Here is a 26182-nt window from a genome sequence, read left to right on the forward strand (position 1 = left end):
CGGGGCTACGGCTCCTCGATCTGCGCCTCGTCGCGTTCCGCGCTGGGCGCGCCGGTCCGTCCCGGGGCGGCGAGGCTGCCGAGGATGTCCAGCAGCTCGGCGCTGCGGCTGCCGGGTTCGGCGTGGAAGACGACCAGGGTGAGTCCGTCGGTGCCGTCCACGGACAGCTTGTGGGAGTGCAGGTCGATGTCGCCGGCCTGGGGATGGCTGAGGCGGCTGACCCGGCCGCGCCGGGGACGGACCTCGTGGCGGGCCCACAGGGTGCGGAAGCGTTCGCTGCGCAGGGACAGCTCGCCGACCAGGTCGCGCAGCCGGGGGTCGTCCGGATCGGTCCCGGCTTCGGACCGCAGGGCCGCCACGCCTTCCGCGGTGAGGTCCGTCCAGTCCCGGCGCAGGGCGCGCTCGGCGGGGTCGAGGAACACGGCCCTCAGCAGGTTGACGCCGGGCGCGTAGTTCGGGGTGAGCGCGGTGGCCAGGGTGTTGGCGGCCAGGCAGTCGGTGTAGCGGTTCTGGAGGTAGGCGGGGTTGCGCGGCCAGCCGTCGATGAGCTGGAGCAGGCTCGCCGGGACCTGCTGCGCCCGCCGCCCGGGGCGCGGGCCGGGCCCGGGCCGCTCCTGGGCGAGCCCGACGAGGTGGGCGGTGGCGTCCGTGTCCAGCCGCAGCACCCGGGCGATGGCCTCCAGCACCTGCACGGAGGGGTTGCGGTCGCGGCCCTGCTCCAGCCGCAGGTAGTAGTCGGAGCTGATGCCGGCCAGCATCGCGACCTCCTCGCGGCGCAGCCCCGGCACCCGGCGCAGGCCGCCACCGGGCAGCCCCACCTCCTGGGGCCGTACCAGCGCCCTGCGGGCGCGCAGGAACTCACCGAGCGCGTTCGATCCGTCCACGCCCCCACCGTACGGCCGGCCGGGCGGCGGTGACTGGCCCTGTCACTCCCAGGATCGCGGGGGCACTGCCGTGGCGCGCGGACCGGGCGGAGGGTGGAGCGCGAGGCCACCGGGAACGTCCGGTGGCCGGAACACCTGGAGAGGCACGACATGACTGCACAGCTCGGTGGCACCGTCACCCCGGCCGACGGCCTGACCCTGACCCGCGTCGGGTACGGCGCCATGCAGCTGGCCGGACCGCACGTCTTCGGCCCGCCGCGGGACCGTGACCGGGCGGTGGCGGTGCTGCGCGCGGTGGTGGAGGCGGGCATCACTCACATCGACACGGCCGACTTCTACGGGCCCGTCGTCGTCAACCGGATCATCAAGGAGGCCCTGCACCCCTACCCGGACGAGCTGCGCATCGTCACCAAGGTCGGGGCCCGGCGGGGAGCCGACGGCAGCTGGATCATGTCCCGGCACCCCGAGGACCTGAAGGCGCAGGTGTACGACAACCTGCGGAACCTCGGCGTGGACGCGCTGGACGTGGTCAATCTGCGGCTCGGCGACATGGACACCCCGAACGAGGACCCGGTCGCCGACCAGTTCGGCGCCCTGGCCGAACTGCGCGAGCGCGGGCTGATCCGGCACCTGGGGCTGAGCGCCGCGTCCGCCGCGCAGCTGGACGAGGCCCGGGCGATCGCGCCGGTGGTGACCGTGCAGAACCTGTACAACCTGGCGAACCGGCAGGACGACGCGCTGCTGGAGCGCACGGCGGCGGAGAACATCGCCTTCGTCCCGTACTTCCCGCTCGGCGGGTTCACCCCGCTCCAGTCGGACGCGCTCGCGAAGGTGGCCGCCCGGCTGGGGGCGTCGCCGCAGCAGGTGGCGCTGGCCTGGCTGCTGCGCCGCTCGCCGAACATCGTGCTCATCCCCGGCACCTCCTCCCCCGGTCACCTGCGGGAGAACATCGCCGCGGCGGGCCTGGTGCTGCCGGACGACGCGATGGCCGAGCTGAACGGCATCGCGGGCTGACCGCGGGGGGGGCGGGGTACCCGGGGGCGCGTGGGGCAGCGGTGGCGGGCCTCGTGGGAAGGAGCCGGAGGTGGCGGCACAGGACCGGTTGCGGACGTACCGCGGCAAGCGCGACGTCGAGCGGACCCGTGAGCCGTCGGGGCGGCCGGGCCGGACGCGGGGCGGGGAGCCCCGGTTCGTGGTGCAGATCCACGACGCGCGGCGGATGCACTTCGACTTCCGGCTCCAGGTCGACGGCGTCCTGAAGTCCTGGTCCGTGCCCAGGGGCCCGTCCACCGACCCCGGGGACAAGCGGCTGGCGGTGCCGACCGAGGACCATCCGCTGGAGTACGAGGACTTCGAGGGTGTCATCCCGGAGGGCGAGTACGGCGGCGGCACCGTGATCGTGTGGGACCGCGGGACGTACGAGCCGCTCAGCCACGACCGGCGGGGGCGCCCGGTGGACTTCGCCGAGTCCCTGGAGCGCGGGCACGCCGCCTTCCGGCTGCACGGCGCGAAGCTGCGCGGCGAGTACGCCCTCACCCGCTTCCGCGGCGGCGCGGACGGGGAGGAGGCCTGGCTGCTGGTGCGCAAGGGGCCGGCGCGGTCGGACGGGCACGGCACCCCCGATCCCCGGCGGGCCCGCTCGGTGCGCAGCGGGCGCACCCTGGCCCAGGTCGCCGCCGCCGGCCGGGAGTGACTCCGGCGGAGCCGCGCCGTCCGGGGTGACGGTGCCGGCGCGGCCCGCGGGCGCCGGAATCCGGATCACCGGGTTCCGGCCCCAGCCCGCCTTCGGGGCCTCTATGTTCGGGCGGTGTCCGCTCGCGCCCCTGGAGGCCCCGCATGCGCACCGCACTCCGTACCGCCGTCACCGGCGTGGTGACCGCCGCCGCCCTCGCCCTGTGCGGCCCCGCCGGGGCGACCCCGGCCGGTCCCGGTGTGACGGCCCGCGTCCTCGCGCAGACCACCGTCGGCGGCACCGACTACACCCTGCGGGAGATCACGGTCCCGCCCGGCCAGAGCACCGGCTGGCACTACCACAACGGCCCGCTGTACGGCGTCGTCGAGCAGGGCACCCTCAGCCATTTCGACGCCACCTGCGGCTCGGACGGCGTGTACCGGACGGGCGCGACGATCCGGGAGCCGTCCGGGAGCGACCACGTCCACATCGGCCGCAACCTGGGGGACACGCCGCTCGTCCTGGAGGTGCTGTACGTGCTGCCGCACGGCTCCCCGTTCTCCGAGGACGCGCCGAACCCGGGCTGCGCGTTCCAGTGATCAGTCCCCGGGCAGCGGTTGTTCGGCCCAGATGGTCTTGCCCGCGACGGTCTGCCGGCTGCCCCAGCGCCGGCTGAGCTGGGCGACGAGCAGCAGTCCCCGGCCGCCCTCGTCGTAGGCGTGTGCCCGGCGCAGATGCGGGGAGGTGGAACTGGCGTCGGAGACCTCGCAGATGAGGGCGCGGTCACGGATCAGGCGGAGCCGGATGGGCGGTTCGCCGTAGCGGATGGCGTTGGTGACCAGTTCGCTGACGACCAGTTCGGTGACGAAGGCGGTCTCCGCGAGTCCCCAGGCGGTCAGCCGTTCGGTGGCCGCCTGCCGCAGGACGGCGACCTGGGCGGGGTCGGGCGGCACGTCCCAGGTGGCGACCCGGTCGGTGCCCAGGGCCCGGGTGCGCACGAGGAGCAGGGCGACGTCGTCGCCGGGCTGATCGGGCAGGACGGCTTTGAGGACGTCGTCGGCAAGGGCTTCGAGAGAGGCGGCGGGTGCGGTGAGGGCGCGGCGCAGTTCCTCGGTGGCGCCGTCCAGGTCCCGGTCACGGTCCTCGATCAGGCCGTCGGTGTAGAGGGCGACGACCGAGCCCTCGGGCAGTTCCCGTTCCGTCGCCTCGAACGGCAGTCCGCCGACGCCGAGCGGTGGCCCGGCGGCGACGGGGAGGAACTGCGCGCTGCCGCCGGGCAGGACGACGGCCGGGGCGGGGTGGCCGGCGGCGGCCAGGGAGAGACAGCGGGAGACCGGGTCGTAGACGGCGTACAGGCAGGTCGCGCCGAGTTCGGCGACCTCCTCCCCGCTGCCGTCGGCGGCGAGGTGGGTGACCAGGTCGTCGAGGTGGGTGAGGAGTTCGTCGGGCGGCAGGTCGACGTCGGCGAGGGTGCGGACGGCCGTGCGCAGCCGGCCCATGGTGGCGGAGGACTGGATGCCGTGGCCGACCACGTCTCCCACGACCAGGCCGACCCTTCCTCCGGAGAGCGGGATGACGTCGAACCAGTCGCCGCCGATGCCGGCCAGTGATCCGCTCGGCAGGTAGCGGTGGGCGACGTCGACCGCGGCCTGTCCGGGCAGGCCGCGCGGGAGCAGGCTGTGCTGGAGGGTGAGGGCCGTGGCCCGTTCGCGGGTGAAGCGGCGGGCGTTGTCGATGCAGACGGCGGCGCGGCTGGCGAGTTCCTCCGCGAAGACGGCGTCGTCGGGGCCGTAGTCGTCGGGGTGGCGCATGCGGACGAAGACCGCGACGCCCAGGGTGGTGCCGCGGGCCCGCAGCGGCACCGCGATCATGGAGTGGGCACCCTGCCGGAAGGGGCGGCCCCCGGGTGAGCGTGTGTTGCGTTCGGCCAGCCAGTGCACGAATTCGGGCTCGCCGGCCTGGCTGAGCACCGCGCGCCCCTGGTATAGCGCGCGGGCGGGCGGGGAGGCCGGCTGGTAGACGTCGGTCTCCCCGAGGTGCAGGGCCGCCGCGCGGTTGCCGGGGCGGGCGGAGCCGTGGGCGACGCGGCGCAGGACGACCCCGCCGTCCGGCGGCGTCGGCGGTTCGTCGGCGCCGAGCACCCAGTCGAGCAGGTCGACGCTGGCGAAGTCCGCGTACTGCGGGACCAGCAGTGCGATCATCTCCTCGGCGGTGCCGATCACGTCCAGGGTGGTGCCGACGCGGGTCGCGGCCTCGTTCAGCAGGGCGAGGCGGCGCCGGGCCCAGTACTGCTCGCTGCTGTCGGACGCGGCGAGCGCGACCGCGGCCGGTTCGCCGGAGGCGTCGCGCAGCGGCCACATCTCGATGCTCCAGGCATGCTCCTGGTCGAGGGCGGGGGCGCCGGTGTAGCTCTCGTAGCGCACCGGGCGGCCGGTCTCGGCGACCTCGCGCAGACGGGCCAGGAAGGCGCGGCTGTGCTCGGTGTCCGCGACGGTGTCCGGGAAGGACCGGCCGAGCAGCGCTTCCTCGGGGACGCCCATGACGTGGCAGGCGGCGGCGTTGACGCGCAGGTAGCGCTGGCGGAGGTCGAAGACCGACATCGACATGGACGCCTGCTCGAAGGCCCGCGCGGCCAGGGCGGTGCCGGGGGGCAGGGCCGTGACGACGTAGCCGGCGGGCTGTCCGGCGGCGCCGGCGAGCGGGCAGACGGTGAGGGACAGCACGAGGCGGTGGCCGTCGCGGTGGCGCACGGCGACCGGGACGGGGCGGGCGGTGAGGATGCCGCCGGGGACCTCCTCGGCCAGCAGGTCCGTGGCCTGCCGGCCCACGACCTCCTCGGCCGGATGGCCGGTGAGCAGCCGCGCGCCCTCGGTCCACCCGGTCACCGTGCCGTGCGCGTCGATGACCGCCACGGCGGCGACATCTTTCATATGCCCCAGGATGATCCGATTGTCGCGGTCCATCAAGCGGCGGGCCGTCCGCTCCGGTCCCGGTGTCCGCTTCAGCCGCGGTGGGCGCGGAGGGCGGCGAGGGCCCGGTCGGCGTGAGTGCTCATGCGCAGTTCGCTGCGGATGACCTCCAGGACGGTACGGTCCTGGGCGATCACGAAGGTGACCCGCTTGGTCGGCGCCAGGGAGAAGCCGCGTCGCACGCCGAACCGCTCGCGCACCGTGCCGTCGGCGTCGGAGAGCAACGGCATGCCGAGACCGTGCCGGCCGGTGAACTCCCGCTGTTTGTCGACGGTGTCCCCGCTGATCCCGACGGCCTGGGCGCCGACGGCGGCGAACTCGGCGGCGAGGTCGCGGAAGTGGCAGGCCTCGGCGGTGCAGGCGGGGGTGAGGGCGGCGGGGTAGAAGAAGAGGACGACCGGTCCGGCCGCCAGCAGCTCGCTGAGCCGGCGGGTGGTGCCGGTCTCGTCCGGCAGGGCGAAGTCCTCGGCCTCGGCACCGGTCTCGACGCGGCCGGTCATGAGCGCCCCTCCCCGTCCCGGGCGACCCCGCGCGCCCACAGCACCAGCGGCACCTGGAGGGGCAGCCGGGCGAGGGCAGCCGCCCTGAGCGCCGCGGGCCGGTCGCGCCAGTCGACGGCCATCTGGACGTGGGCCGGGAACACGCCGACGAAGAAGGCGGCCGCCGCCTTCCCGGCGAGCGCGCGGGTGCGGGGCGCCGCGACCCCGGCCGCGAGGGCCAGCTCGACGGCCCCGCTCCCGTACGTCCAGGCCCGGGGCGGGCCCGGCAGCGCACGGGGCACGATCGCGTCGAACTGCCGCGGAACGGCGAAATGGGCCACTCCGGCGGTCGCCAGCAGACCGGCGAGCAGCAGGGGTGAGCGTGGGGACCGGGGCACGGTACCTCCTCAGGTGTCCTGCCGCCGGATATTACTGGACGGTAGGCGCGGGGGTGGCCGTTCCCGGCGGACGGACACGGAGGGGTGCCGGGCGGACGCCGAGGACCAGACGGGCCGGCCTGCGCGTACGGGGTGACGTGCGTCCGGCGCCGCGCCTGTGGACGCGGGGCGGTGCCGGGCGCGGGGAAGCGTCAGCCGGCGGTGACCAGCTTCCGTCCGGCCTCGCCGCCCCGGGCGCGGGGCGGCGAGGCCGGAGGAACACCGGGGACGGCACCCCGGCCGGGGCGAAGACCGTGGAGCCCCTCTCGCCGTTGCCCGTGGCGAGCGGCTGCCCGTCGAGCCAGGGGCCGAAGACGGCGCCGTATCGGCCCATGCGGGAGGTCCGGCCGACGGTGGTGGCGCGGTTCCGGGGTGGAGCGGACGGGGACGGTCGCGTGGATCACCGTTCGGGCGTCGTCGAGGAACACGCCGGCAGACGGGCGGCGGTCCCCCTGGCCCCGGCCTTGCCCGGATCAGGCGCCCGGGGCAGCCTGGTAGCTATGGGTGCTCAGGACGGTCCCACCCTGATCGGCTCCGTACAGCGGGCCTTCCGGCTGCTGGAGGCGGTGAGCGCGCACGAGAACGGCGCGCCCGCGAAGCAGCTGGCGCGCGAGACGGGGCTCCCCCTGGCCACCGCGTACCACCTGCTGCGCACCCTGGTGCACGACGGATACGTGCGGAAACTGGACGACGGCGGGTTCGTCCTCGGCGACCGGCTGAACTCGCTCTACGCGGCGGGCGGCGCCCAGTCGCTGCTCAGCCGCGTGCGCCCGGCGCTGGCGGCCCTGCGGGACGAGCTGTCCACACCCGCCTACCTCACGTTCTACGAGGACGGCGAGATCAGGGTCGCCGAGATCGTCGACGGTCCCCGTGTGCCCCGGGTGGATCTCTGGGTGGGGTTCGAGGACGCCGGACACGCCACCGCGCTGGGCAAGTCCGTACTGCGCGAGCTGGACGAGGAGGCCCGCCGCGACTACCTGTCCAGGCACCACCTCGCCGACCTCACGCCCCGCACGGTCACGAGCCTCGCGGAGCTGCTCCGCAGGATCGAGTCGCCCCCGATGGCACCGGCCGTGACCGATCTGGAGGAGTACGCGCTCGGCACCGTCTGCGTCGCCGTACCCGTCTATCGCGGCACCACCCTCGGCTCACTCGGCGTCTCCCTGCCGGTGGAACGGCAGGACCGGCTCCGGGAGATCGGGGCCCGGCTCCTGCCGATCGCCGGCCGGGTGACCAGGGGCCTCTCGCTCACTATCTGAAAATCCCCTCCTTGTGGCCGCACCCTCCCATCCCGTTTGCTGGACGAAACGGACATTCCGGGTGTGCACCCCCTACAGGCGAGGACCGCGGACGAGACATGCGCCAAGCCCTACGCCGGCTGTGCGGGAGCCGGGCGGCCGGTGACCGGGGAGCGGTCCGCCGGCGTGCCGGCGGGCTGCCGGCCGCGGTCGCGCACGGGCTGCCGGCCCTGGTCGCCGCGCTCGTCATGCTCGTCGGCGCCGCCGGGGGCACGGGTACGGCCTGGCTGCCGCTGCTGGCCGCCGGACCGGCCCTGGCCGCCACCGTCAACGGCCCGCACGGCGTGCTCTGCGCCGGTCTCCTCGCCGCGGCGACGGGCACGGCGCTGGCCCTGGCGCACGGGGTTCCCGGACACGAGCTCGCGGCCGTCCTGTCCGCCCTGGTGGCCGTCACCGCGGCGAGCGGCCTGGCAGGGGCGCTGCGCGGTCGCCGGGAACGGGTCCTGGCGGACGTGCGCTCGGTCGCCGAGGCCACCCAGCAGGCGGTGCTCCAGCCCGTGCCCGGGACCGTGGGCCCGTTCCAGGTGGCCGTCCGGTACAGCGCCGCCGCGGCGGAGGCCCGGATCGGCGGAGACCTCTACGCCGTGGTGCCCACCCCGCACGGTGTCCGGGTGATCGTCGGCGACGTGCGCGGCAAGGGGCTGCCCGCCGTGGGGACCGCCGCGCTGGTGCTCGGGGTGTTCCGCGAGGCCGCCCACGACGAGCCCGACCTGCTCGCCGTCGTGAACCGGATCGAGCGGAGCCTGGCGCGCAACCTCGGCCCCGACGACTTCGTCACCGCCGTGGTCGTCGGCTGCCCCTCAGCGGGGCACCTGGAGGTGGTGAACTGCGGGCACGCGCCTCCCCTGCTGATACCGGCCGCCGCGCAGGCGCGGGCGGTGGAGCCCGCCCACCCCACGCCGCCCCTGGGGCTGCGCGCCCTGTCGGGCGAGGAGCCCCGCCTCCAGCGGCTGCCCTTCACGGCGGGCGACCAGCTGTTGCTCTACACCGACGGGGTCACCGAGGCCCGCGACGGCGCGGGCGCGTTCTATCCACTGGCCGAGGGCGTGACCCGGCATCTGTCCGACGAGCCGGCCCGCACGCTCACCGGGCTCCACGGCGATCTGCTGGCCCACGTGGGCGGGCGGCTGCACGACGACGCGGCCCTCCTGCTGCTGCGCAGGACGGCCGCGCGGGAACCGGTCTCCGCGCCGTCCGCACCGCGGGCGGCGCCGGGAGGACGCCTCAGACGAGTTCCGCCCAGCGGGTGACCCCGGCACGACGGACCCGTATACCGTGACGTGTCGCCAGGGCGTGCACGATCGCCTCGCCCCGGCCGTGTTCGTCCGGGTCGAGCCAGCCGAGCGGCTGCCCCGCCGGACGCACGGGTCCCGCGTCGGTGACCTCCACGCGCAGCGTGCCGCCGCCATCGCCCGCCTCCCAGGACAGCCGCAGCTCGGCCGGGGGGCTGGCGTGCAGGATCGCGTTGGTGACCAGCTCCGACACCACGAGCAGCGCGTCCTCGGCGATCTCCGCGGACACGTCCCAGTCGGCGAGGGCCGCCGCCGCACCCCGGCGCACGGCCGAGACGGCGCCGGGGACGGGCGGCACCGGCCACACGTGTTCGTGTGCCGCCGCCCGTAGCAGCGTGTTGAGCTGTGCCGCCATGTTCTCTCCTGATGGTGTGTGCCGGCCGGGCGCGTGAGTCGACGCCTTTCCGGGCTTCCATGCAAACTATGGAGACAAATCGGGCTGGTCAATGAACAGCGGTCGGCATTACCGAACGAGCGGTCCCGGGACCCGTGTCTCGTCCGCGCGGCGAAGCGTCCGCAGCGGTAATAGGCTCGCCTCATGGCCGGCCCAGTCCAGTCGATCGAAAGGGCGGCGGCGATCCTGCGCCTGCTCGCCGGTGGCCCCCGCCGACTCGGTCTCGGCGAGGTGGCGGCGTCGCTCGGGCTGGCGAAGGGCACCGCCCACGGCATCCTGCGCACGCTCCAGCACGTGGACTTCGTGGAGCAGGACGCGACCACCGGGAAGTACCAGCTGGGGGCCGCCCTGCTGCACCTCGGCACCAGCTACCTGGACGTCAACGAGCTGCGCTCGCGCTCCCTCAACTGGGCCGACGCCCTGGCCGCCCGCAGCGGGGAGGCGGTGCGCCTCGGCACCCCGCTGGAGGGCAGCGTCCTCATCGTCCACCACGTGTTCCGGCCGGACGACACCTTCCAGACCCTGGACGTGGGCGCGCTGCTGCCCCTGCACGCCTCCTCGCTCGGCAAGGTCCTGCTGGCCTTCGGGACGGCGACCGTCGAACCGGTCCGGCCGCCGGGGCTGGAGGCGTACACCCGGCACACGCTGGTCGACCCCGAGCGGCTCGCCCGGGCGCTCGCCGAGGTCAGGGAGCTCGGCTGGGCCGCCGAGATCCAGGAGATGAGCATGGGCGAGGCGGGGCTCTCGGCGCCGATCCGGGGGCACGGCGGGCTCGTCGTCGGCGCCATCGGGCTGTCCGGGCCACTCGAGCGGATCTGCGACAGCCAGGGCCGGCCCCGCCCGCATCTGGTCAGTCTGATCCGGGAAGCCGCGCGGGCGGTCTCCAGGGATCTCGGAGCCACCCGCTGGTAGGCCAGGACAGCCGCCCCTCGATCCCCCGGAAGGCAGACCCGATCATGGCTGAACGGTACGTAATGTCCATCGATCAGGGCACCAACTCGACCCGCTGCATCCTGTTCGACCACCGTGGGCGGCTGGTCTCGGTCGCGCAGAAGGAGCACCAGCAGCACTTCCCGAGGCCCGGATGGGTCGAGCACGACGCCGTCGAGATCTGGCAGAACCTGCGGCGCGTGGTGCCCGAGGCCCTGGCGGACGCCGGTGTGGACCAGGGGCAGATCGCGGCGATCGGCCTGGCCAACCAGCGGGAGACGACGGTGCTCTGGGACCGGCGGACCGGCGCGCCGGTCGGCCGGGCGCTCGTCTGGCAGGACACCCGTACGGCCCCCCTCGTCGACGCCCTCGCGGAAGACCCCGGGGAGGCGTTCTTCCTCGACCGGTGCGGCCTGCCGCCGTCGACCTACTTCTCCGCGCTGCGCGTCCGGTGGCTGTTCGACCACGTCAAGGGGGTCGAGCAGCGCGCCCGGGACGGCGAGGTGCTGTTCGGCACGATGGAGAGCTGGCTGGTCTGGAACCTCACCGGCGGACCCGACGGCGGTCTGCACATCACGGACGCCACCAACGCCAGCCGCACGATGCTGATGAACATCCGCAAACTCGTCTGGGACGACGAGCTGCTGGCCTTCTTCGGGGTGCCCCGCTCGATGCTGCCCGAGATCAGGCCGTCCGCGGAGCCGTACGGCGAGGCCCGCGCGCTGCTGCCGGGCGTCTCCATCACGGCCGCGCTCGGCGACCAGCAGGCCGCTCTGTTCGGCCAGACCTGCTTCTCCCCGGGCGAGGCCAAGTGCACCTACGGAACGGGCAGCTTCCTGCTGCTCAACACCGGGGCCGACCTGGTGCGGTCCCGGCACGGACTCCTCACGACAGTCGCCTACAAGATCGGCGACCAGCAGCCGGCCTACGCCCTGGAAGGGTCGATCGCCGTCACCGGCGCGCTCGTCCAGTGGTTCCGTGACCGCCTGGGGCTGATCAGCAGCGCGCCGGAGATCGAGACCCTGGCCCGGACGGTCGAGGACAACGGCGGCTGCTACATCGTGCCCGCCTTCTCGGGCCTGTTCGCGCCGCGCTGGCGCAGCGACGCGCGGGGGGTCATCGTCGGGCTCACCTCGTACATCACCAAGGGGCACCTGGCGCGGGCCGTCCTGGAGGCGACCGGGTGGCAGACCCGGGAGGTCGTCGACGCCATGAACGCCGACTCCTCGGTCGCCCTCCGGCAGCTCAAGGTGGACGGGGGCATGACCTCGGACAACCTGCTCATGCAGTTCGTGGCCGACGTGCTCGACGTGCCGGTGGTCCGGCCGATGGTCGCCGAGACGGTCTCCCTCGGCGCCGCCTACGCGGCCGGGCTCGCCGCCGGCTACTGGTCCGACCTGGAGGTGCTGCGCCGCAACTGGCACAAGGCCGGCCAGTGGCTGCCCGCCATGGACCCCGCGCGGCGGGAGGAGGAGTACGACAACTGGCAGCGGGCCGTCGAACGCTCGCTGGGCTGGGTCGGACCGCCGCGGTCCTCCTGACCCCGGGCGGTGGGCCCGGCCCGCCGCCCGGTTCAGCCGCCCGCGGCCCGGCGGGCGGTGCCCACGGGGGCCAGCCACAGGCCCACGATCGCGTCCGCGAGGCCCGTGGCCACCTCGTCCCAGGTGGCGCGCGGGGTCGGGGTGCCCTCCGCCAGGGCCCGCTCCCGCTCGGCGCAGGTGTGCAGGATCAGCAGCCGGACCATCTGGCCGCGTTCGGCGCGCACCTCGGGCGGCAGCTCCGGCAGGGTGCGGTTCAGGCCCTCGACCGCCTCGCGCAGCGCCGGTGAGGCCAGGGACTCCTCGACCATGATCTCGTGCAGGGCCGGGTCGGTCATGGCCTGGGCGCAGAACCGGGCGTACCAGGTGGGGCTGCCGAGGCTCGCCAGGTGCCCGGTCACCGGCCGGACCAGGCAGTCGACCCAGTCGCGTACGTCCGTGGAGTCACCGGCCGCCGCCAGCGCCCGCTCCCGCAGGGTCTCGATGTGCTCGGCGTGCCGCCGGGCGACCGCGCGGACCAGGTCGGCCTTGGTGCCGAAGTGGTAGCCGACCGCGGCGTTGTTGCCCTGCCCCGCGGCCTCGCTGACCTGGCGGTTGGAGACGGCGTACACGCCGTGCTCGGCGAACAGCCGCTCCGCCGCGGTCAGGATCGCCTCCCGGGTCGCGCTCACCTGCTCGGCCCGCGCCGTCCTGCGCGCCATGCTCACCACCGCTCCGGGACTGCCGACCGCCTGGGCCGGCCCGTCCCGCGCTCCGTCCCAGGTCCTCGACCGGGGCGGCGAGGTCCAGCCAGGGCAGCCTACGGTCCCGCCCGCTCCGGCGGGGACAGGCCCCCGCGTGCCGCTGCTCCGTACCGCTACAGTAAGTCAAGCAGTTGACTTAAAAGCAGCCGGTCACCCGTCCGGCTCCCGTGCCCTGCCTCGTCCCGGAAGGTTCTCCCATGTCCGACGCCCCCGCCCGGCCCGCCGAGGCCGGCCGCTCCGCTCCGGCCCGGCCGGGCGCCGTGGTCGCGGTGCTGGCCCTGGCCGGCATCACCGTGTCGCTGATGCAGACCCTGGTGATCCCGATCGTCCCGGAGCTGCCCGGCTATCTGCACGCCTCGGCGTCCGACGCCGCCTGGGCGGTCACGGCCACACTGCTGGCCGCCGCCGTCGCCACCCCGGTGGCCGGCCGGCTCGGCGACATGTTCGGCAAGCGGCTCCTGCTGATGGCCAGCCTGGTGCTGCTGGTGGCCGGCTCGGTGGTGTGCGCGCTCAGCGACGCGCTCGTCCCGATGATCGTCGGCCGTACGCTCCAGGGGCTCGCCGCCGCCGTGGTGCCGCTGGGCATCAGCATCATGCGCGACGAGCTGCCGCCGGAGAAGCTGGCCGGCTCGACCGCGCTGATGAGCGCCTCGCTGGGCGTCGGCGGCGCGCTCGGGCTGCCCGCCGCGGCCTTCATCGCCGACCACTTCGACTGGCACGTGCTGTTCTGGACCTCCGGGAGCCTCGGCGTCGTCGCGTTCGTGTGCGTACTGAGCCTGGTGCCGGAGTCCAGCGTGCGCACGGGCGGGCGCTTCGACGTGGCCGGCGCGCTGGGCATGGCCGTCGGTCTGGTCTCCCTGCTGCTGGCCGTCTCCAAGGGCGCCGACTGGGGCTGGACCAGCGGCACCACCCTGGGTCTGTTCGCGCTCGCCGTCGTCGTCCTGCTGGGCTGGGGCCTGTTCGAGCTGCGCACCGCGCAGCCGCTGGTCGACCTGCGCACCACCGCCCGCCGTCAGGTGCTGTTCACCAACCTGGCCTCCATCGCGTTCGGCTTCTCGATGTTCGCGATGTCCCTGGTGCTGCCGCAGCTCCTCCAGCTGCCGACCCAGACCGGGTACGGCCTCGGCAGGTCGATGCTCACCGTCGGCCTGGTGATGGCGCCGCAGGGACTGGTGATGATGGCCATGGCGCCGGTCTCCGCCATGATCACGAAGTCCCGGGGGCCGAAGATCACGCTCATGATCGGAGCGGTCGTCGTCGCCGCCGGGTACGTGCTGAACATCGTGCTGATGAGCGAGGTCTGGCACCTGGTCCTGGTCTCCTGCGTCATCGGCGCGGGCGTCGGCTTCGCCTACGGCGCCATGCCCGCGCTGATCATGGGCGCGGTCCCGGCGTCGGAGACCGCCGCCGCGAACAGCCTCAACACGCTGATGCGGTCCATCGGCACGTCGGTGGCCAGCGCGGTCGCGGGCGTGATCCTGGCCCAGCTGACGATCAGCCTCGGCGGTCACGCGCTGCCGTCCGAGAACGGCTTCAAGGCGGTCATGGCGCTCGGCGCGGGCGCGGCGGCCCTCGCCTTCGTCCTCGCCTCCTTCCTCCCCCGCCACCGCCCCGGCACCCCGGCCCCGGCCCCGGCCCCGGAACCGACGACCGAACGGGTGTCCTGAGCGGGCACGGCGGTGCGGGCTCACCGGTGCGCGGGGTGCCGCGCACCGGTGAGCGGACCGGCGGCGGCCGGCGGGGCAAACCCGTCCCGATCGGCCCCGGCCGGCTCCTCCCAGCGGACCGGCCGGCCCGGTGCCACACCCGCCCACCCGCCGCACCGCGAGGAAAGGCGAGCGACGAGTCCCGCCGGTACGGCACACCGGCTCGGCCCGGCCCGGCGGCGCATGGCGGACTACGCCCCGGGCGACACCGGCAGCCGGTACCGCGCCCGCCCGGCACCCCGTAACCGCCCGCCCGACGTCGGACCCCCGCGAGCCCGGCCACCACGCCGTCTGCCGCCCCGCACCGAGCCCCGCCCGGACTCCGCGCCCTCTTCACCTCCCCGCACCGGCCCCACCCCTGTGCCGCTCCCCGCGCAGCCCGGGCGGCGGGACCGTTCAGGGGAACCCGGTGGGAAAGGCGCGTGAGGCGGCCGGGGGCGGTCGAGATCTCTGCCGTGACCGCCGTGACCCTGCCGCTGATTCCGCCCATGCTCGCGACACCCGGCAGCCTGCCGCCCGCCGCGCAGGACGCGCGGTGGGCGTACGAGACCAAGCAGGACGGACAGCGGGTGATGGCGTATCTGCCCGGCGACGGCAGCGTGCTGCTGCGCGCCCGCTCGGGCGAGGACATCACCGGCGCCTACCCGGAGCTCCGGCCGCTCGGCGGGGCGCTGGGCACCACCGCCGCCGTGCTGGACGGCGAGGTGCTGGCCCTGGACGAGCGGGGCCGGGCCGACTTCCAGCTCCTCCAGAGCCGGATGGGCCTCGCGCACGCCCCCGCGCGGGCGGCGCGCCGGGCCGCACAGGTCCCGGTGCACCTGGTGCTGTTCGACGTGCCCTATCTGGCGGAGCCTCTCGTACGGCTGCCGTACCGCCGGCGGCGGGCGCGGCTGGAGGAGCTGGGGCTGGCGGGCCCGTACTGGTCGACGCCCGGGGCGGTGACCGGGCACGGCGCCGAGGCGCTCGCGGTGACCAGGGAACACGGCCTGGAGGGCCTGGTGTGCAAGCGGCTGGACTCGGTGTACGAGCCCGGCGTGCGCTCCCGCGCCTGGATCAAGATCCGGAACATGCGGGCCGAGGACGTGATCGTCGGCGGCTGGCTGCCCGGAAAGGGGCGGCTGACGGGGCTGCCCGGCGCGGTGCTGGTCGGCCAGCGCGACCCGGAGGGCCGGCTGCGGTACGTCGGCGGGGTGGGCACCGGGTGGAGCGAGGCCGAGCGCGCCCGGCTGGCGGACCTGCTGCGGGACACGGCGAGCGACCGGTGCCCCTTCGACCCCGTGCCGCGTGTCCCCGGCGCCCGCTGGGTGCTGCCCCGGCTGGTGGGCGAGGTCGGCTACAGCACCCGCACCCGGCACGGCATGCTGCGCCAGCCCTCCTGGCTGCGGCTGCGTCCGGATCTCGCCCCGGAGGAGTCGGCGGCGGACCTGCCCGGGGAGTCCGGTTGAGGCCGGTGGGTCTATCGTGTCCCGCATGCCGGTTCCCGAACTGATCCGAATCGTCTCCCGCGACTCGCCCATGGCCCTGGCCCAAGTCGAACGGGTCCGCGCCGAGTTGGCGGTCCTGCGTCCGGGCGTGCGCACCGAGGTCGTCCCGGTGAAGACCACCGGCGACAAGTGGCTCGGCGATCTCTCCCAGGTCGAGGGCAAGGGGGCGTTCACCAAGGAGGTGGACGCCGCCCTGCTGGCCGGGGAGGCGGATCTCGCCGTGCACTGCGTCAAGGACGTGCCCGCCGACCGGCCGCTGCCGGCCGGGACGGTGTTCGCCGCGTTCCTGAAGCGGGACGACATCCGGGACGCGCTGGTGCACCCGGACGGGCTCACCCTGGACGAGCTTCCGGACGGCACCCGGATCGGCACCTCCGCGGTGCGCCGCATCGCCCAGCTGGCCGCCACCCACCCGCACCTGAAGTGCGTGCCCTTCCGGGGCAACGCCAACCGCAGGCTGGAGAAGCTGGCCGCCGGTGAGGCGGACGCGCTGCTGCTGGCGGTGTCCGGCCTGGAGCGCATCGGCCGGACGGACGTGATCAGCGAGGTGCTGTCCCCGGAGGCGATGATGCCGCCGATCGGCGCGGGCATCCTCGCGTTGCAGTGCCGGGAGGACGACAGCGAGCTGATCGACGCGGTCAGCGGGCTCAGCGACCAGGACACCCACCGGGAGGCGACGGCGGAGCGGATGTTCCTGCACGTGCTGCAGGGACACTGCAACAGCCCCATCGCCGGGTACGCGCGGGTGGACCGCAGCGGCGAACTCTCCCTGCGGGCCTGTGTCTTCACCCCGGACGGCAAGACCCGGCTGAACGCCCACGAGTGGGCGGGCCGGCTCGATCCGGCCACGCTCGGCACCTCGGTCGCGGTGGCGCTGCTGCGGCAGGGCGCGCGCGAGATCATCGACGGCATTCCGCACTGAGCGCCGTACGACGCCCCGCGCGGGCGTCCGTCAGGCGGAACCGGGCTCGGCCTGGTCCTTCAGGAACGCGCTGACCTGGTGGGCCAGGCTGCCCTGGCCGGTGCCGCCGGGCGCGGCCGGCGCGGCCGGTTCCCCGACGCCGATGCCGCCCGCCCACAGCCGGCGGTCGGTCCACTCGTCGTCCACCCGCAGCTGGACCTGGACGTCCACGTGCGTGAGGGCGGCCTCGGGCGCGGCGGCGTAGACGACGGCGGTGGCCCGGCGCAGCGGGTAGACGTCGAAGCCCTCGATGAACTGGGAGTTGCGCCAGTCGATGAAGGCGCCCTCGCCGTCCTGGCCGACACGGACGTCGATCTGGCCGTCCTCCAGATGGATGCCGTAGTGCCGCGCGCCGCGGTTCTCCACGGTCACCCGGACGCTGAAGTACGTCAGCCCGGCGGCGGCGTCGTCCCGTCCGCGCGGCGGTTCGGCCTGCTCCAGACGGTGGACGCGGACCCGCAGACCGGCATGCTCCTCGTACTCCTGCCAGTCCCCGACCACGTTCGGCTCGTACACAGTGCCCCTCTCGACCTTCGAGAGGTGCTGTCTATCTGTGCGCTCAGCGCACTGTCAAATGAGCGGAATGCGCCGTGGCCAGGGGATTCACCCGCTTTGATCGGTGATCAAGCGCTGCGCAGGAAGAATCCGTGTCCAACCTCTCGCGGCCGGGTACGCGCGCGTGCCGCACATCACGTCCGCGGCAAGATCAACGGGCCAGCCGGCCGAGCAGCGCGGAGGCCGCGGTGATGCCGGCCGCCGCGGCCACCGCCAGCACCCCGAAGTCGGCGGCGAGATGCGCAGGCGTACCGAGCAGCAGGCCCCGCAGGGCGTCCACTTGATAGCTCAGCGGGTTGACCTTGCTGACCGCCTGCAGCCAGCCCGGCATCACCGACACGGGATAGAGGGCGTTGGAGCCGAAGAACAGCGGCATCGTGATCGCCTGCCCGAAGCCCATCAGCCGGTCGCGGCTGAGCACGATGCCCGCGATGGTCATCGACAGGCAGGAGAAGAACACGGAGGCGAGGACCACCGCGAGGGCGACGCCGAGCAGCCGGAGCGGGTTCCAGGTGAGGGCGACGCCGAGCAGTGCGGCGATCACGATCACGACGACCGCCTGGACCAGGGACTTCACCCCGGCCGCGAAGGCCTTGCCGGTGATCAGGGCCGAGCGCGGGGTCGGGGTGACGAGCAGCTTGTTCAGGATGCCCGCGTCCCGCTCCCAGATGATCTGGATGCCGTAGAAGATCGCGATGAACATGGCCGACTGGGCGATGATGCCGGGTGCCAGGTAGTCGAGGTACGGGACCCCGCCGGTGGGTATCGCCCGGATCCGGGTGAAGGTCTGGCCGAAGATCAGCAGCCACAGGGCGGGCTGGACGGCGCGGGTGTACAGCTCGGTGCGGTCGTGGCGCAGCTTCTGGAGCTCGACGGCGCACAGGGCGGCCACCCGGGCGGGCAGGACGCGCCAGCCCGCGCGCGGTACGGGCGGGGTGAGCAGCAGGGCGGTGCCGTCTCCGGGAGTGCCGTCAGCCGACGCGGTGCGCGGTGCGGCGGGTGCTTCGGACATCGCGGAAACCTCCAGCGGGGTGGTCTTCGAGGCCGCTGCCGGCGACGTCGCGGAAGACGTCCTCCAGGGTGGGCAGGCGGTCGGCGCCCTGCCGCTCGGCGAGGCCGCGGCGCAGGGCCGCCGGGGTGCCGAGGGCGCGGACCCGGCCGCGGTGCATGAGGCCGACCCGGTCGCAGTACTGGTCGGCCTCGTCCATGTAGTGGGTGGTGACCAGGACGGTCATGCCGGTGGCGGCGCGTACGGCGTTGATGTGCTCCCAGACGCCGGTGCGGGCGATCGGGTCCAGGCCGATCGTCGGCTCGTCCAGGATGAGCAGCCGGGGTGCGCTGACCAGGGCCTGGGCGAGTTCCAGGCGGCGGACCATGCCACCGGAGTAGGTGCCGGCCAGCCGGTCGGCGGCGTCGGCGAGGCCGACGGCGGCGAGGGCCTGGGCGACACGCGCCGCGCGCTCGCGGCGCGGCACGTCGAAGACCCGGGCGAACAGGGCGACGTTCTCCCGGCCGGTGAGCCCGCTGTCGGCGGACAGCTGCTGCGGGACGTAGCCGAGCAGCCGGCGCACCGCCATCCGCTCCTTGGCGGCGTCGTGCCCGAAGACGCGGACCATGCCGGCGGGGACGGGCAGCAGGGTGGTGATGCACCGGATGGCGGTGGTCTTGCCGGCCCCGTTGGGCCCCAGCAGCCCGAAGACCTCGCCCTCCCGTACGGCCAGGTCGAGCCCGTCGACGGCACGGTTCTCGCCGAAGGCATGGGCGAGCCCGGTGCAGGACACGGCTTCGACGCCGCCCCGGGTTGTGGAGGCAGCGCCGCTCGGGCTCTCCGGCGCGCCGGGGACCCGGGACGCGCCGGCCCCGGAGGAGCCCGCCGCCTCAGAGGCACCGATGACCTCGGAGGCGTCCCTGGTCCCGGATCCGTCGGGCATGTCGCTCGTCATGTCTCCTCGGCCTCCTCGTGCAGCGTGACGGCCAGTTGGCGCAGGGCCGGGAGGGCCGCGCGCAGGGCCTCGCGGTCGGCCTCGCCGAGCCGGGAGACGTGCCGGCCGACCAGTTGGGCCCGGCGGCGCCGCCAGTCCGCGAGCCGCTGCTCGGCGGCCCCGGTCAGCAGCAGCCGGGCGGCACGCCGGTCGGCCGGGTCGGTCTCGCGGACCAGATGGCCGTCCCGGACGAGCCGGTTGACCAGGGTCGACACGGAGTTGCCGGCCAGGTGCAGTTCGCGCGCCGCGTCCGAGACGCCGATGCCGGGCCGGGACTCGACCAGCCGCAGCAGTTCGACCTCGGCGCCGCGCAGCCGGGGCCCGGTGAGCCCGCCGCGCAGCCGGCGCCGTACCAGCCTCTGGATGCGTACCAGCGCGTCGGCCAGTTCCTCCGGGAAGGCGTCGGCGTCCACGCTTCGGAGATTACCTCTGTTACAGAGGTATCGCCTCCCAAGGACCGGTCAAGGCACCACGCCCCACTCCCCCGATATGTCCGTATTTGTTTTGAGATGCCCCTCAGCGGGAAAGGGCAAGACAGTGCTTCGGACAGGAGGCACGTCCGTGGGAGCCGGTCTTTTGCCGGACGCCCCGGTGTCCTCTCCATGGTCCGAGCGCACCTCCCACGGTGTCTGTCATCCAGCACCTGCTGAGAGAGGTGCGCGCGATGCGTGTCACTGGCAGCACGAAACCCCATCCACACGACGACGCCCCGGACACCAGCGGCGCTTTCGAGCGGCTCGCCGGCCTGTCCGACGGTCCCGAGCGCCAGGCGCTGCGGGACGAGCTCGTCCAGCTGTGGCTGCCCATGGCCGAGCGGATCGCCGTACGGTTCCGCGGCCGTGGCGAGGCCCTTGAGGACCTGTACCAGGTGGCCGCGCTGGGCCTGGTCAAGGCCGTCGACCACTACGATCCGGACCGCGGCCGGGCCTTCGAGGCGTACGCGGTGCCCACCATCACCGGGGAGATCAAGCGCCACTTCCGCGACCACATGTGGACCCTGCACGTGCCGCGCCGGGTGCAGGACCTGCGCAACCGGGTCCGCGCCGCCGCCAAGGAGCTGGCGCAGACCACGCCGGGCCGGGCGCCCACCGTCGCCGAGATCGCCGCGTTCACGCGGCTCAGCGAGGACGAGGTGCGCACCGGGATGGAGGCGCTGGAGTGCTTCTCCGCGCTGTCCCTGGACGCCGAGGTGGCCGGCACGGACGGGTACGCCCTGGGTGACTCGCTGGGCGGCCTGGACCCGGGGTTCGACCTCGTCGTGGACCGGGCCGCGGTCAAGCCGTGCCTGGAGGCGCTGCCCGAGCGCGAACGCACCATCCTCTACCTGCGGTTCTTCGGCGGTATGACACAGAGCCGGATCGCCCAGCAGCTGGGCATCTCGCAGATGCACGTCTCGCGGCTGCTGAGCGGCTGCTTCGACCGGCTGCGCGACGAACTGCTGGCGGAGGTCCGCGCCCGCTGATCCCCCGGCCCCCCGTTCCCCGGCCCGGGGGCCCCTGTTCCCGGCTCCGGGTGGGCCTACTGGCCCTCGGACCCCGGCACCTGGGTCGGGCCGTACCGGTCCAGCGCGTCCTCCAGCTCGGCCCTGATCTGGGCCGGGATGTCGCCGCGCCGCCCCCAGATCAGGATCAGCTCCGCGATGTTGCGCAGCTTGATGTTGGTGTGCTGGGAGACCTCCTTCAGCACCTGCCACCCCTGGTCCGGGGTCACCCGGCCGAGGGCCACGACCATCCCGATCGCCTGGTCGATCACCGCGTGGGAGGTCATGGCCTCCTTCAGCTGGTCGACCTCCGCCTGCAGCGCGGCGATCCGGTCCGGCTCGATGTCTCCCATCCCTCCATCCTGCGCAGGGGCCTGTACCCCCGCCACCCGGGGTACTCGACAGGCAGCCCACCCGCTTCCGGCCGGACACTGGTGTCAGACCGGTGGCCGCCCGGCCCCGAGAGCAGGACGCGACTGCCATGAACCACGACACCCGCACCGGCGGCGAAACGCGCAGAAAAGACGTCGTCTCCACCCACTCCGTCTTCGGCGCACCGTGCTGGGTGAGCCTGACCAGCCGCGATCTGAAGACCACCCAGGACTTCTACGCCGCCGTCCTCGGCTGGCGCTGGCGCGGCGCCAAGCTCGGCGAGCACTTCCGGATCGCCCTGGCGGACGGGGTCCCGGTGGCCGGGATCGCCGCCGTGGCCTCCATGTGGCAGATGGCGGTGGCCTGGACGCCGTACTTCGCCGTGGCGGACGCGGACGTGGCCGTGTCCCGGGTGCGGGAGCGCGGCGGCACCTCGGCGGTCGGGCCGCTGTCCTTCCCGCCGGGCCGGGCGGCGCTGCTCGCCGACCGGGACGGGGCCACGTTCGGTATCTGGCAGGGCGAACTGGTCACCAACTGGGAGGCGTGGCGGCAGGCGGCCCCGACCTTCGTCCGGCTGCACACCCGGGACGCCTTCGACGCCGCGATCTTCTACGGCGAGGTCCTGGGCTGGGCGACCGGGCAGCCGGGCTGCTGCGAGGTCCAGTACGAGGGCGGCGAGGTGGTACTGCGCAGCCAGGGCGACATCGTGGCGCGCATCGACTCCGGAGCGGTGGAGGCGGCCCCGGACCCCTCGGTGCGACCGCACTGGCAGATCCACTTCGCGGTGGCCGACGTGTCCGGCTGCGCCCGCACGGCGGAGAAGCACGGTGGCAGCGTCCTGCGCGAGGAGGAGACGGAGGCGATCCTGCGCGACCCGGACGGCGCCCAGTTCACGGTGACGTCCCGCCGGAGCCCTTGAGGCCGGCACTCCGAGCCGACGGCGCCGCACCCCGGGCGGGTGCGGCGCCGTCGGCCGGTTCCGTCACTCACGTGCCGGCGGCACGCGACGGGCGGGACAGCAGGACCAGGCCGCGCGCCTCCACGCGCAGCTTGGTGCCCGCCTTCCGCTCCCGTTCGTCGGGGACGCCCTCCGGGTCGGCGGTGTCGATCAGGGTGGTCCAGCGCTCCCCGAAGGAGTCGTCGGGCAGGCGGAAGACGACCGGCTCCCAGTAGCCGTTGACGAACAGCAGGAAGGAGTCGTCGACCATGCGGCGGCCGTAGGAGTCGCGCTCGGCGATGGCGTCCCCGTTGAGGAACACCCCGACCGTGTGCGCGTCCCCGCGCTGCCAGTCGCGGTCGGTCATCTCCCGCGCGTCGGGCCGCAGCCACATCAGGTCGGGCAGCGGCTGCCTGGCGTGGGTCGCGGTCTCGCCGCGGAAGAAGCGGCGCCGGCGCAGCACCGGGTGGGCGGCGCGCAGCGCGATCAGGCGCCGGGTGAAGTCGGCGAGGGCGCGCTGCTCGTCGGTCAGGTCCCAGTCGATCCAGGAGATCTCGTTGTCCTGGCAGTAGGCGTTGTTGTTGCCCCGCTGGGTGCGGCCGAGTTCGTCGCCGTGGCAAAGCATCGGGATGCCCTGCGAGAGCAGCAGCGTGGCCAGCAGGTTGCGCTGCTGCCGGGCCCGCAGTTCGAGCACTGCCGGGTCGTCGGTGTCGCCCTCGGCCCCGCAGTTCCAGGACCGGTTGTGGCTCTCGCCGTCCCGGTTGTCCTCGCCGTTGGCCTCGTTGTGCTTGTCGTTGTACGACACCAGGTCGCGCAGGGTGAAACCGTCGTGCGCGGTGACGAAGTTGACGCTCGCGCGCGGCCGGCGCCGGCTGTGCTGGTAGAGGTCGGAGGAGCCGGTGAGCCGGGAGGCGAACTCGCCGAGCGAGCCGGGCTCGGCGCGCCAGAAGTCCCGTACGGCGTCGCGGTACTTGCCGTTCCACTCCGACCACAGCGGCGGGAAGTTCCCCACCTGGTAGCCGCCCTCGCCGACGTCCCAGGGCTCGGCGATCAGCTTGACCCGGCTGATCACCGGGTCCTGCTGGATCAGGTCGAAGAACGCCGAGAGCCGGTCCACCTCGTGGAACTGCCGGGCGAGGGTGGCCGCGAGGTCGAAGCGGAAGCCGTCGACGTGCATCTCGGTGACCCAGTACCGCAGCGAGTCCATGATCAGCTGGAGTACGTAGGGGTGCCGCATCAGCAGGCTGTTGCCGGTGCCGGTGGTGTCGTAGTAATGCGCCCAGTCGCCGTCGACCAGGCGGTAGTAGGAGGCGTTGTCGATGCCCCGGAAGGACAGCGTGGGGCCCAGTTCGTTGCCCTCGGCGGTGTGGTTGTAGACCACGTCGAGGATGACTTCGAGGCCGGCCGCGTGCAGCGCCTTCACCATGGCCTTGAACTCGTTGACCTGCTGGCCGCGGGTGCCGAAGGCGGCGTAGGCGTTGTGCGGGGCGAAGAAGCCGATGGTGTTGTAGCCCCAGTAGTTGGACAGGCCGCGGTCCTGGAGCACGCCGTCCTGGACGAACTGGTGGACCGGCATCAGCTCGACGGCGGTCACCCCGAGCGAGGTGAGGTGCTCGGTCACCGCGGGGTGGGCGAGGCCGGCGTAGGTGCCGCGCAGCCGCTGCGGGACGTCCGGGTGGGTCATGGTCAGGCCGCGCACATGGGTCTCGTAGATCACCGAGTCCGCGTACGCCGTCCGGGGCGGGCGGTCGTCGCCCCAGTCGAAGAACGGGTCGGTGACCACGCCCAGCATGGAGTGGCCGGCGCTGTCGGCCGGGGCGGGCCCGTCCGGGGCGCGCTCGTAGAGGGAGGCGTGGTTGTCGATCTGGCCGTCCACGGCACGGGCGTACGGGTCGAGCAGCAGCTTGGCCGGGTTGCAGCGGTGGCCGAGCGAGGGCTGCCAGGGGCCGTGCACCCGGTAGCCGTAGCGCTGGCCGGGTCCGACGCCGGGCAGGTAGGCGTGCCACACGAAGCCGTCGACCTCTTGCAGCGGGACGGGGGCGGCGGTGCCGGAGTCGTCGACGAGGATCAGGTCGACGCGCTCGGCGACCTCGCTGAACAGGGCGAAGTTGGTGCCCTGTCCGTCGAACGCGGCACCCAACGGGTAGGGGTGCCCGCTCCACACGGGCACCCCTTCGCGGTTCTTCCGGGCGGTCACCGGCTGCCCTCCAGGGCGTCGTCACCGGCGGGCGCCGGCGCGGCGAGCACGGCCACCGGCTCCTCACGCGGCACATCGAGGCCCTCCCGCAGCGTCGGCGCGGGAGCGGTGGGCACCAGCGGGACGCGCTGGCCGGCGCGGGCGCGCTGCGAGAACCAGATGATCTTGCTGCCGGTGTCCGAGGCGCAGCAGCCCCAGCCGTCGCTCATCGCGGCGATGTCCGCGAGGCAGGACCGCAGGTCCAGGTCCGGGCGCAGATCCGGGTCGTCGTCACCGAAGGCGGTGATGAGGTGCTGGCCGTTCCACCACATCTCGATCGAGGTGTGCTTGTCCGTCGCATGCTGGTCGATCGCGCGCAGCAGCAGTTCCGCGCCGCGGCGGACGGGGTCCACGAGGTTCTCGAGGTCCCAGTAGCGGAGGTGGGCGGCCAGGATGCGGCTGACCTGTCCCACCCGCTCCGGGCTGACTTCCACGTCGAGGTGGTAGTAGCAGGGCACTGCGGTCTTCATCGTCGCTTGCTCCTCACCGGCGAAGCTCTCGCTCCCCTTGCCCCGTCCGGGAGGGATCCCGGACACATAGCGTGAGCGCTGATCGCTTCTGAGTCACCTCCACGGTGCGCCCGCTACGCCATTCGTGCAACACGAGCACCCGGCCCCCCGAATGATTGAAGCTCCAACAAGACGCTGCGTCGTCGCGCGTGCACCATAAGTGAAAGCCTCGATCGCCGTAACGGTGCCGCGCCTTCCCCTGCGCGGACGCCACCCGACCGTCGGGAACGCGCCCAGTCGAGAGCGTGGAAGGTGGCTGAGGGCCATGCTGCTACCCGCCAAGGCCGAAGTGGCCCGGCAGTTGCGGCGTTACCGGGCGTGGGAGCGCGTGATGCTCGCCTCGCCCCACGACCGCACGGTCCGGGCCACCTTCGAGGACTCGGGATACACGCTGTGCGTGCTGATGGGCAAACGCTGCGCCCGCGAGGCCGCGGACGCCGCCGAGCGCTATCTGCGCACGAACCTGGTCACCTACCTGCGCGAGCAGGACGGACGGCCGCAGCCACGCCGGGCGGCCAGAAGGGCGCCGCCGCCGGAGCGGCGTTCCACGGCGCCAAGCCCCTGACCTGGCACCGTACAAGGCGTTCCTCTCGGGACCGGCGCGCGCCGGCCCGACTTTCGGATCGCGGAGCCGGGCCGGGTGCCCGGCTCCGCGCACGGCGGAGGTGAGATACATGCGCAGGACCCCGGCCATCGGCCGTGTCCCGGTACGTGACGTCCGGCCGGCCGTGGAGTGCGGCAGGCGCCCGGCGAAAGCGGTGGCCGGGGAGACCTTCGAGGTCACCGCCACCGTGTTCCGCGAGGGGCACGAGGCCGTGGGGGCGAACGTGGTCCTGCGTGATCCCCAGGGCCGCCGGGGCCCCTGGACGCCGATGCGGGAACTCGCCCCGGGCAGCGACCGCTGGGGTGCGCGGATCACCCCGGACGCGACGGGCCGTTGGACCTTCCGGGTGGAGGCCTGGAGCCATCCGCTGGCGACGTGGCGGCACACCGCGTCCGTGAAGGTGCCGGCCGGGATCGACACCGGCCTGGTCCTGGAGGAGGGCGCGGAGCTGTACGGGCGGGCCGCCGCCGGAGTGCCCAAGGGCCCCGAGCGCGCCCTGGTCCTGGCCGCCGCACACGCCCTCGGCAACGACTCCCTGTCGGTGCACGACCGTCTCAAGGCGGCCCTGGCGCCGGAGGTGGAGTCGGTGCTCGCCCGGTATCCGCTGCGGGAGCTGGTCACCGCCTCGGACCCGATGCCGCTGCTGGTGGAGCGCGAACGCGCGCTGTACGGCTCGTGGTACGAGTTCTTCCCGCGCTCGGAGGGCACCGCCGAGGAACC

At 74.0% G+C, this 26182-nt stretch carries 27 protein-coding genes; 14 read left to right on the top strand and 13 right to left on the bottom strand.

The features are described from left to right. Positions 1-5: 5 nt before the first annotated feature. Complete coding sequence (locus ACZ5DC_RS38995) at positions 6-884, bottom strand: helix-turn-helix domain-containing protein (RefSeq protein ID WP_468660972.1); 879 nt, start codon at positions 882-884, stop codon at positions 6-8. Positions 885-1034: 150 nt separating this feature from the next. On the opposite strand from ACZ5DC_RS38995, the gene ACZ5DC_RS39000 reads away from it, so the two are divergent. From ACZ5DC_RS39000 to ACZ5DC_RS39010, 3 genes are all read left to right on the top strand, one after another. After that, a complete protein-coding gene (locus ACZ5DC_RS39000) occupies positions 1035-1898 on the top strand; it encodes an oxidoreductase (protein ID WP_468660974.1) in 864 nt (287 codons plus the stop codon). Between the two features lie 70 nt (positions 1899-1968). Next, a complete protein-coding gene (locus tag ACZ5DC_RS39005) occupies positions 1969-2577 on the top strand; it encodes a DNA polymerase ligase N-terminal domain-containing protein (protein ID WP_468660976.1) in 609 nt (202 codons plus the stop codon). 143 nt (positions 2578-2720) lie between these two features. Then, positions 2721-3155 (top strand): cupin domain-containing protein, encoded by a 435-nt coding sequence (locus ACZ5DC_RS39010; protein WP_468660978.1) that lies wholly within the window; start codon positions 2721-2723, stop codon positions 3153-3155. On the opposite strand, the gene ACZ5DC_RS39015 is transcribed toward ACZ5DC_RS39010, so the two are convergent. From ACZ5DC_RS39015 to ACZ5DC_RS39025, 3 genes are all read right to left on the bottom strand, one after another. Then, positions 3156-5486 (bottom strand): SpoIIE family protein phosphatase, encoded by a 2331-nt coding sequence (locus tag ACZ5DC_RS39015; RefSeq protein ID WP_468660980.1) that lies wholly within the window; start codon positions 5484-5486, stop codon positions 3156-3158. A 71-nt stretch (positions 5487-5557) separates the two neighbouring features. Then, positions 5558-6025: a peroxiredoxin gene (locus tag ACZ5DC_RS39020; protein WP_468660982.1), complete on the bottom strand. Its 468-nt coding sequence runs from the start codon at positions 6023-6025 to the stop codon at positions 5558-5560. Next, entirely contained in the window at positions 6022-6402 is a 381-nt protein-coding gene (locus ACZ5DC_RS39025) for a DoxX family protein (protein ID WP_468660984.1), read from the bottom strand. The genes ACZ5DC_RS39020 and ACZ5DC_RS39025 overlap by 4 nt, the downstream gene beginning before the upstream one ends. A 539-nt stretch (positions 6403-6941) precedes the next feature. Here ACZ5DC_RS39025 and ACZ5DC_RS39030 point away from each other — a divergent pair. Together ACZ5DC_RS39030 and ACZ5DC_RS39035 are read left to right on the top strand one after the other, a co-directional pair. Then, entirely contained in the window at positions 6942-7700 is a 759-nt protein-coding gene (locus ACZ5DC_RS39030) for an IclR family transcriptional regulator (RefSeq protein WP_468660986.1), read from the top strand. Between the two features lie 98 nt (positions 7701-7798). After that, on the top strand, positions 7799-8989 hold the full coding sequence (locus ACZ5DC_RS39035) for a PP2C family protein-serine/threonine phosphatase (protein ID WP_468660988.1): 1191 nt from the start codon (positions 7799-7801) through the stop codon (positions 8987-8989). On the opposite strand, the gene ACZ5DC_RS39040 is transcribed toward ACZ5DC_RS39035, so the two are convergent. Further along, the gene (locus tag ACZ5DC_RS39040; RefSeq protein ID WP_468660990.1) at positions 8964-9386 is read right to left on the bottom strand and encodes an ATP-binding protein; all 423 of its coding nucleotides are present in this window, start codon (positions 9384-9386) and stop codon (positions 8964-8966) included. The genes ACZ5DC_RS39035 and ACZ5DC_RS39040 overlap by 26 nt on opposite strands. A gap of 183 nt (positions 9387-9569) precedes the next feature. Here ACZ5DC_RS39040 and ACZ5DC_RS39045 point away from each other — a divergent pair, with 183 nt between their 5' ends. Both ACZ5DC_RS39045 and glpK read left to right on the top strand, forming a co-directional pair. Beyond that, complete coding sequence (locus ACZ5DC_RS39045) at positions 9570-10337, top strand: IclR family transcriptional regulator (RefSeq protein WP_366755080.1); 768 nt, start codon at positions 9570-9572, stop codon at positions 10335-10337. Between the two features lie 44 nt (positions 10338-10381). After that, positions 10382-11896 carry a glycerol kinase GlpK gene (glpK, locus tag ACZ5DC_RS39050; protein WP_468660992.1) on the top strand — a complete coding sequence of 505 codons (1515 nt, stop codon included), beginning with the start codon at positions 10382-10384 and terminating at the stop codon, positions 11894-11896. A 32-nt stretch (positions 11897-11928) separates the two neighbouring features. On the opposite strand, the gene ACZ5DC_RS39055 is transcribed toward glpK, so the two are convergent. Continuing rightward, complete coding sequence (locus tag ACZ5DC_RS39055; protein ID WP_468660994.1) at positions 11929-12594, bottom strand: TetR/AcrR family transcriptional regulator; 666 nt, start codon at positions 12592-12594, stop codon at positions 11929-11931. 239 nt (positions 12595-12833) lie between these two features. Between ACZ5DC_RS39055 and ACZ5DC_RS39060 the strand changes: the two genes are divergently transcribed. The 3 genes from ACZ5DC_RS39060 (at position 12834) to hemC (ending at position 16748) form a co-directional block, all read left to right on the top strand. Further along, a complete protein-coding gene (locus tag ACZ5DC_RS39060; protein ID WP_468660996.1) occupies positions 12834-14303 on the top strand; it encodes an MFS transporter in 1470 nt (489 codons plus the stop codon). A 503-nt stretch (positions 14304-14806) separates the two neighbouring features. Then, a complete protein-coding gene (locus ACZ5DC_RS39065) occupies positions 14807-15787 on the top strand; it encodes an ATP-dependent DNA ligase (protein ID WP_468661020.1) in 981 nt (326 codons plus the stop codon). 25 nt (positions 15788-15812) lie between these two features. Then, positions 15813-16748: a hydroxymethylbilane synthase gene (hemC, locus tag ACZ5DC_RS39070; protein WP_468660998.1), complete on the top strand. Its 936-nt coding sequence runs from the start codon at positions 15813-15815 to the stop codon at positions 16746-16748. A 30-nt stretch (positions 16749-16778) separates the two neighbouring features. Here the strand turns inward: hemC and ACZ5DC_RS39075 are convergent, their stop codons facing one another. The 4 genes from ACZ5DC_RS39075 to ACZ5DC_RS39090 all read right to left on the bottom strand — a co-directional run bounded on the left by ACZ5DC_RS39075 (position 16779) and on the right by ACZ5DC_RS39090 (position 19737). Next, positions 16779-17303 (bottom strand): hypothetical protein, encoded by a 525-nt coding sequence (locus ACZ5DC_RS39075; RefSeq protein ID WP_468661000.1) that lies wholly within the window; start codon positions 17301-17303, stop codon positions 16779-16781. A gap of 190 nt (positions 17304-17493) precedes the next feature. Then, positions 17494-18354, bottom strand: a complete 861-nt coding sequence (locus ACZ5DC_RS39080) for an ABC transporter permease (RefSeq protein WP_468661002.1) — start codon at positions 18352-18354, stop codon at positions 17494-17496. Further along, on the bottom strand, positions 18314-19285 hold the full coding sequence (locus ACZ5DC_RS39085; protein ID WP_468661004.1) for an ABC transporter ATP-binding protein: 972 nt from the start codon (positions 19283-19285) through the stop codon (positions 18314-18316). The genes ACZ5DC_RS39080 and ACZ5DC_RS39085 overlap by 41 nt, the downstream gene beginning before the upstream one ends. Further along, positions 19282-19737 (bottom strand): MarR family winged helix-turn-helix transcriptional regulator, encoded by a 456-nt coding sequence (locus ACZ5DC_RS39090; protein WP_468661006.1) that lies wholly within the window; start codon positions 19735-19737, stop codon positions 19282-19284. The genes ACZ5DC_RS39085 and ACZ5DC_RS39090 overlap by 4 nt, the downstream gene beginning before the upstream one ends. A 251-nt stretch (positions 19738-19988) precedes the next feature. Between ACZ5DC_RS39090 and ACZ5DC_RS39095 the strand changes: the two genes are divergently transcribed. Continuing rightward, a complete protein-coding gene (locus ACZ5DC_RS39095) occupies positions 19989-20786 on the top strand; it encodes an RNA polymerase sigma factor SigF (RefSeq protein WP_468661008.1) in 798 nt (265 codons plus the stop codon). Between the two features lie 56 nt (positions 20787-20842). Here ACZ5DC_RS39095 and ACZ5DC_RS39100 read toward each other — a convergent pair whose 3' ends face one another. After that, positions 20843-21157 carry an ANTAR domain-containing protein gene (locus ACZ5DC_RS39100; RefSeq protein WP_366755090.1) on the bottom strand — a complete coding sequence of 105 codons (315 nt, stop codon included), beginning with the start codon at positions 21155-21157 and terminating at the stop codon, positions 20843-20845. Positions 21158-21285: 128 nt separating this feature from the next. On the opposite strand from ACZ5DC_RS39100, the gene ACZ5DC_RS39105 reads away from it, so the two are divergent. Further along, positions 21286-22095 (top strand): VOC family protein, encoded by an 810-nt coding sequence (locus ACZ5DC_RS39105; RefSeq protein ID WP_468661010.1) that lies wholly within the window; start codon positions 21286-21288, stop codon positions 22093-22095. Between the two features lie 67 nt (positions 22096-22162). On the opposite strand, the gene glgX is transcribed toward ACZ5DC_RS39105, so the two are convergent. Both glgX and ACZ5DC_RS39115 read right to left on the bottom strand, forming a co-directional pair. Further along, complete coding sequence (glgX, locus tag ACZ5DC_RS39110; protein ID WP_468661012.1) at positions 22163-24310, bottom strand: glycogen debranching protein GlgX; 2148 nt, start codon at positions 24308-24310, stop codon at positions 22163-22165. Next, entirely contained in the window at positions 24307-24819 is a 513-nt protein-coding gene (locus ACZ5DC_RS39115) for a pep a2 (protein WP_468661014.1), read from the bottom strand. The genes glgX and ACZ5DC_RS39115 overlap by 4 nt, the downstream gene beginning before the upstream one ends. Before the next feature lie 304 nt (positions 24820-25123). On the opposite strand from ACZ5DC_RS39115, the gene ACZ5DC_RS39120 reads away from it, so the two are divergent. Together ACZ5DC_RS39120 and ACZ5DC_RS39125 are read left to right on the top strand one after the other, a co-directional pair. Beyond that, the gene (locus tag ACZ5DC_RS39120; RefSeq protein WP_030641557.1) at positions 25124-25423 is read left to right on the top strand and encodes a DUF5133 domain-containing protein; all 300 of its coding nucleotides are present in this window, start codon (positions 25124-25126) and stop codon (positions 25421-25423) included. Between the two features lie 109 nt (positions 25424-25532). Next, positions 25533-26182, top strand: a 650-nt coding sequence (locus ACZ5DC_RS39125; RefSeq protein WP_468661016.1) for a maltotransferase domain-containing protein, incomplete at its 3' end; no start/stop codon positions are given.

Source organism: Streptomyces sp. NPDC031445 (assembly GCF_055581365.1).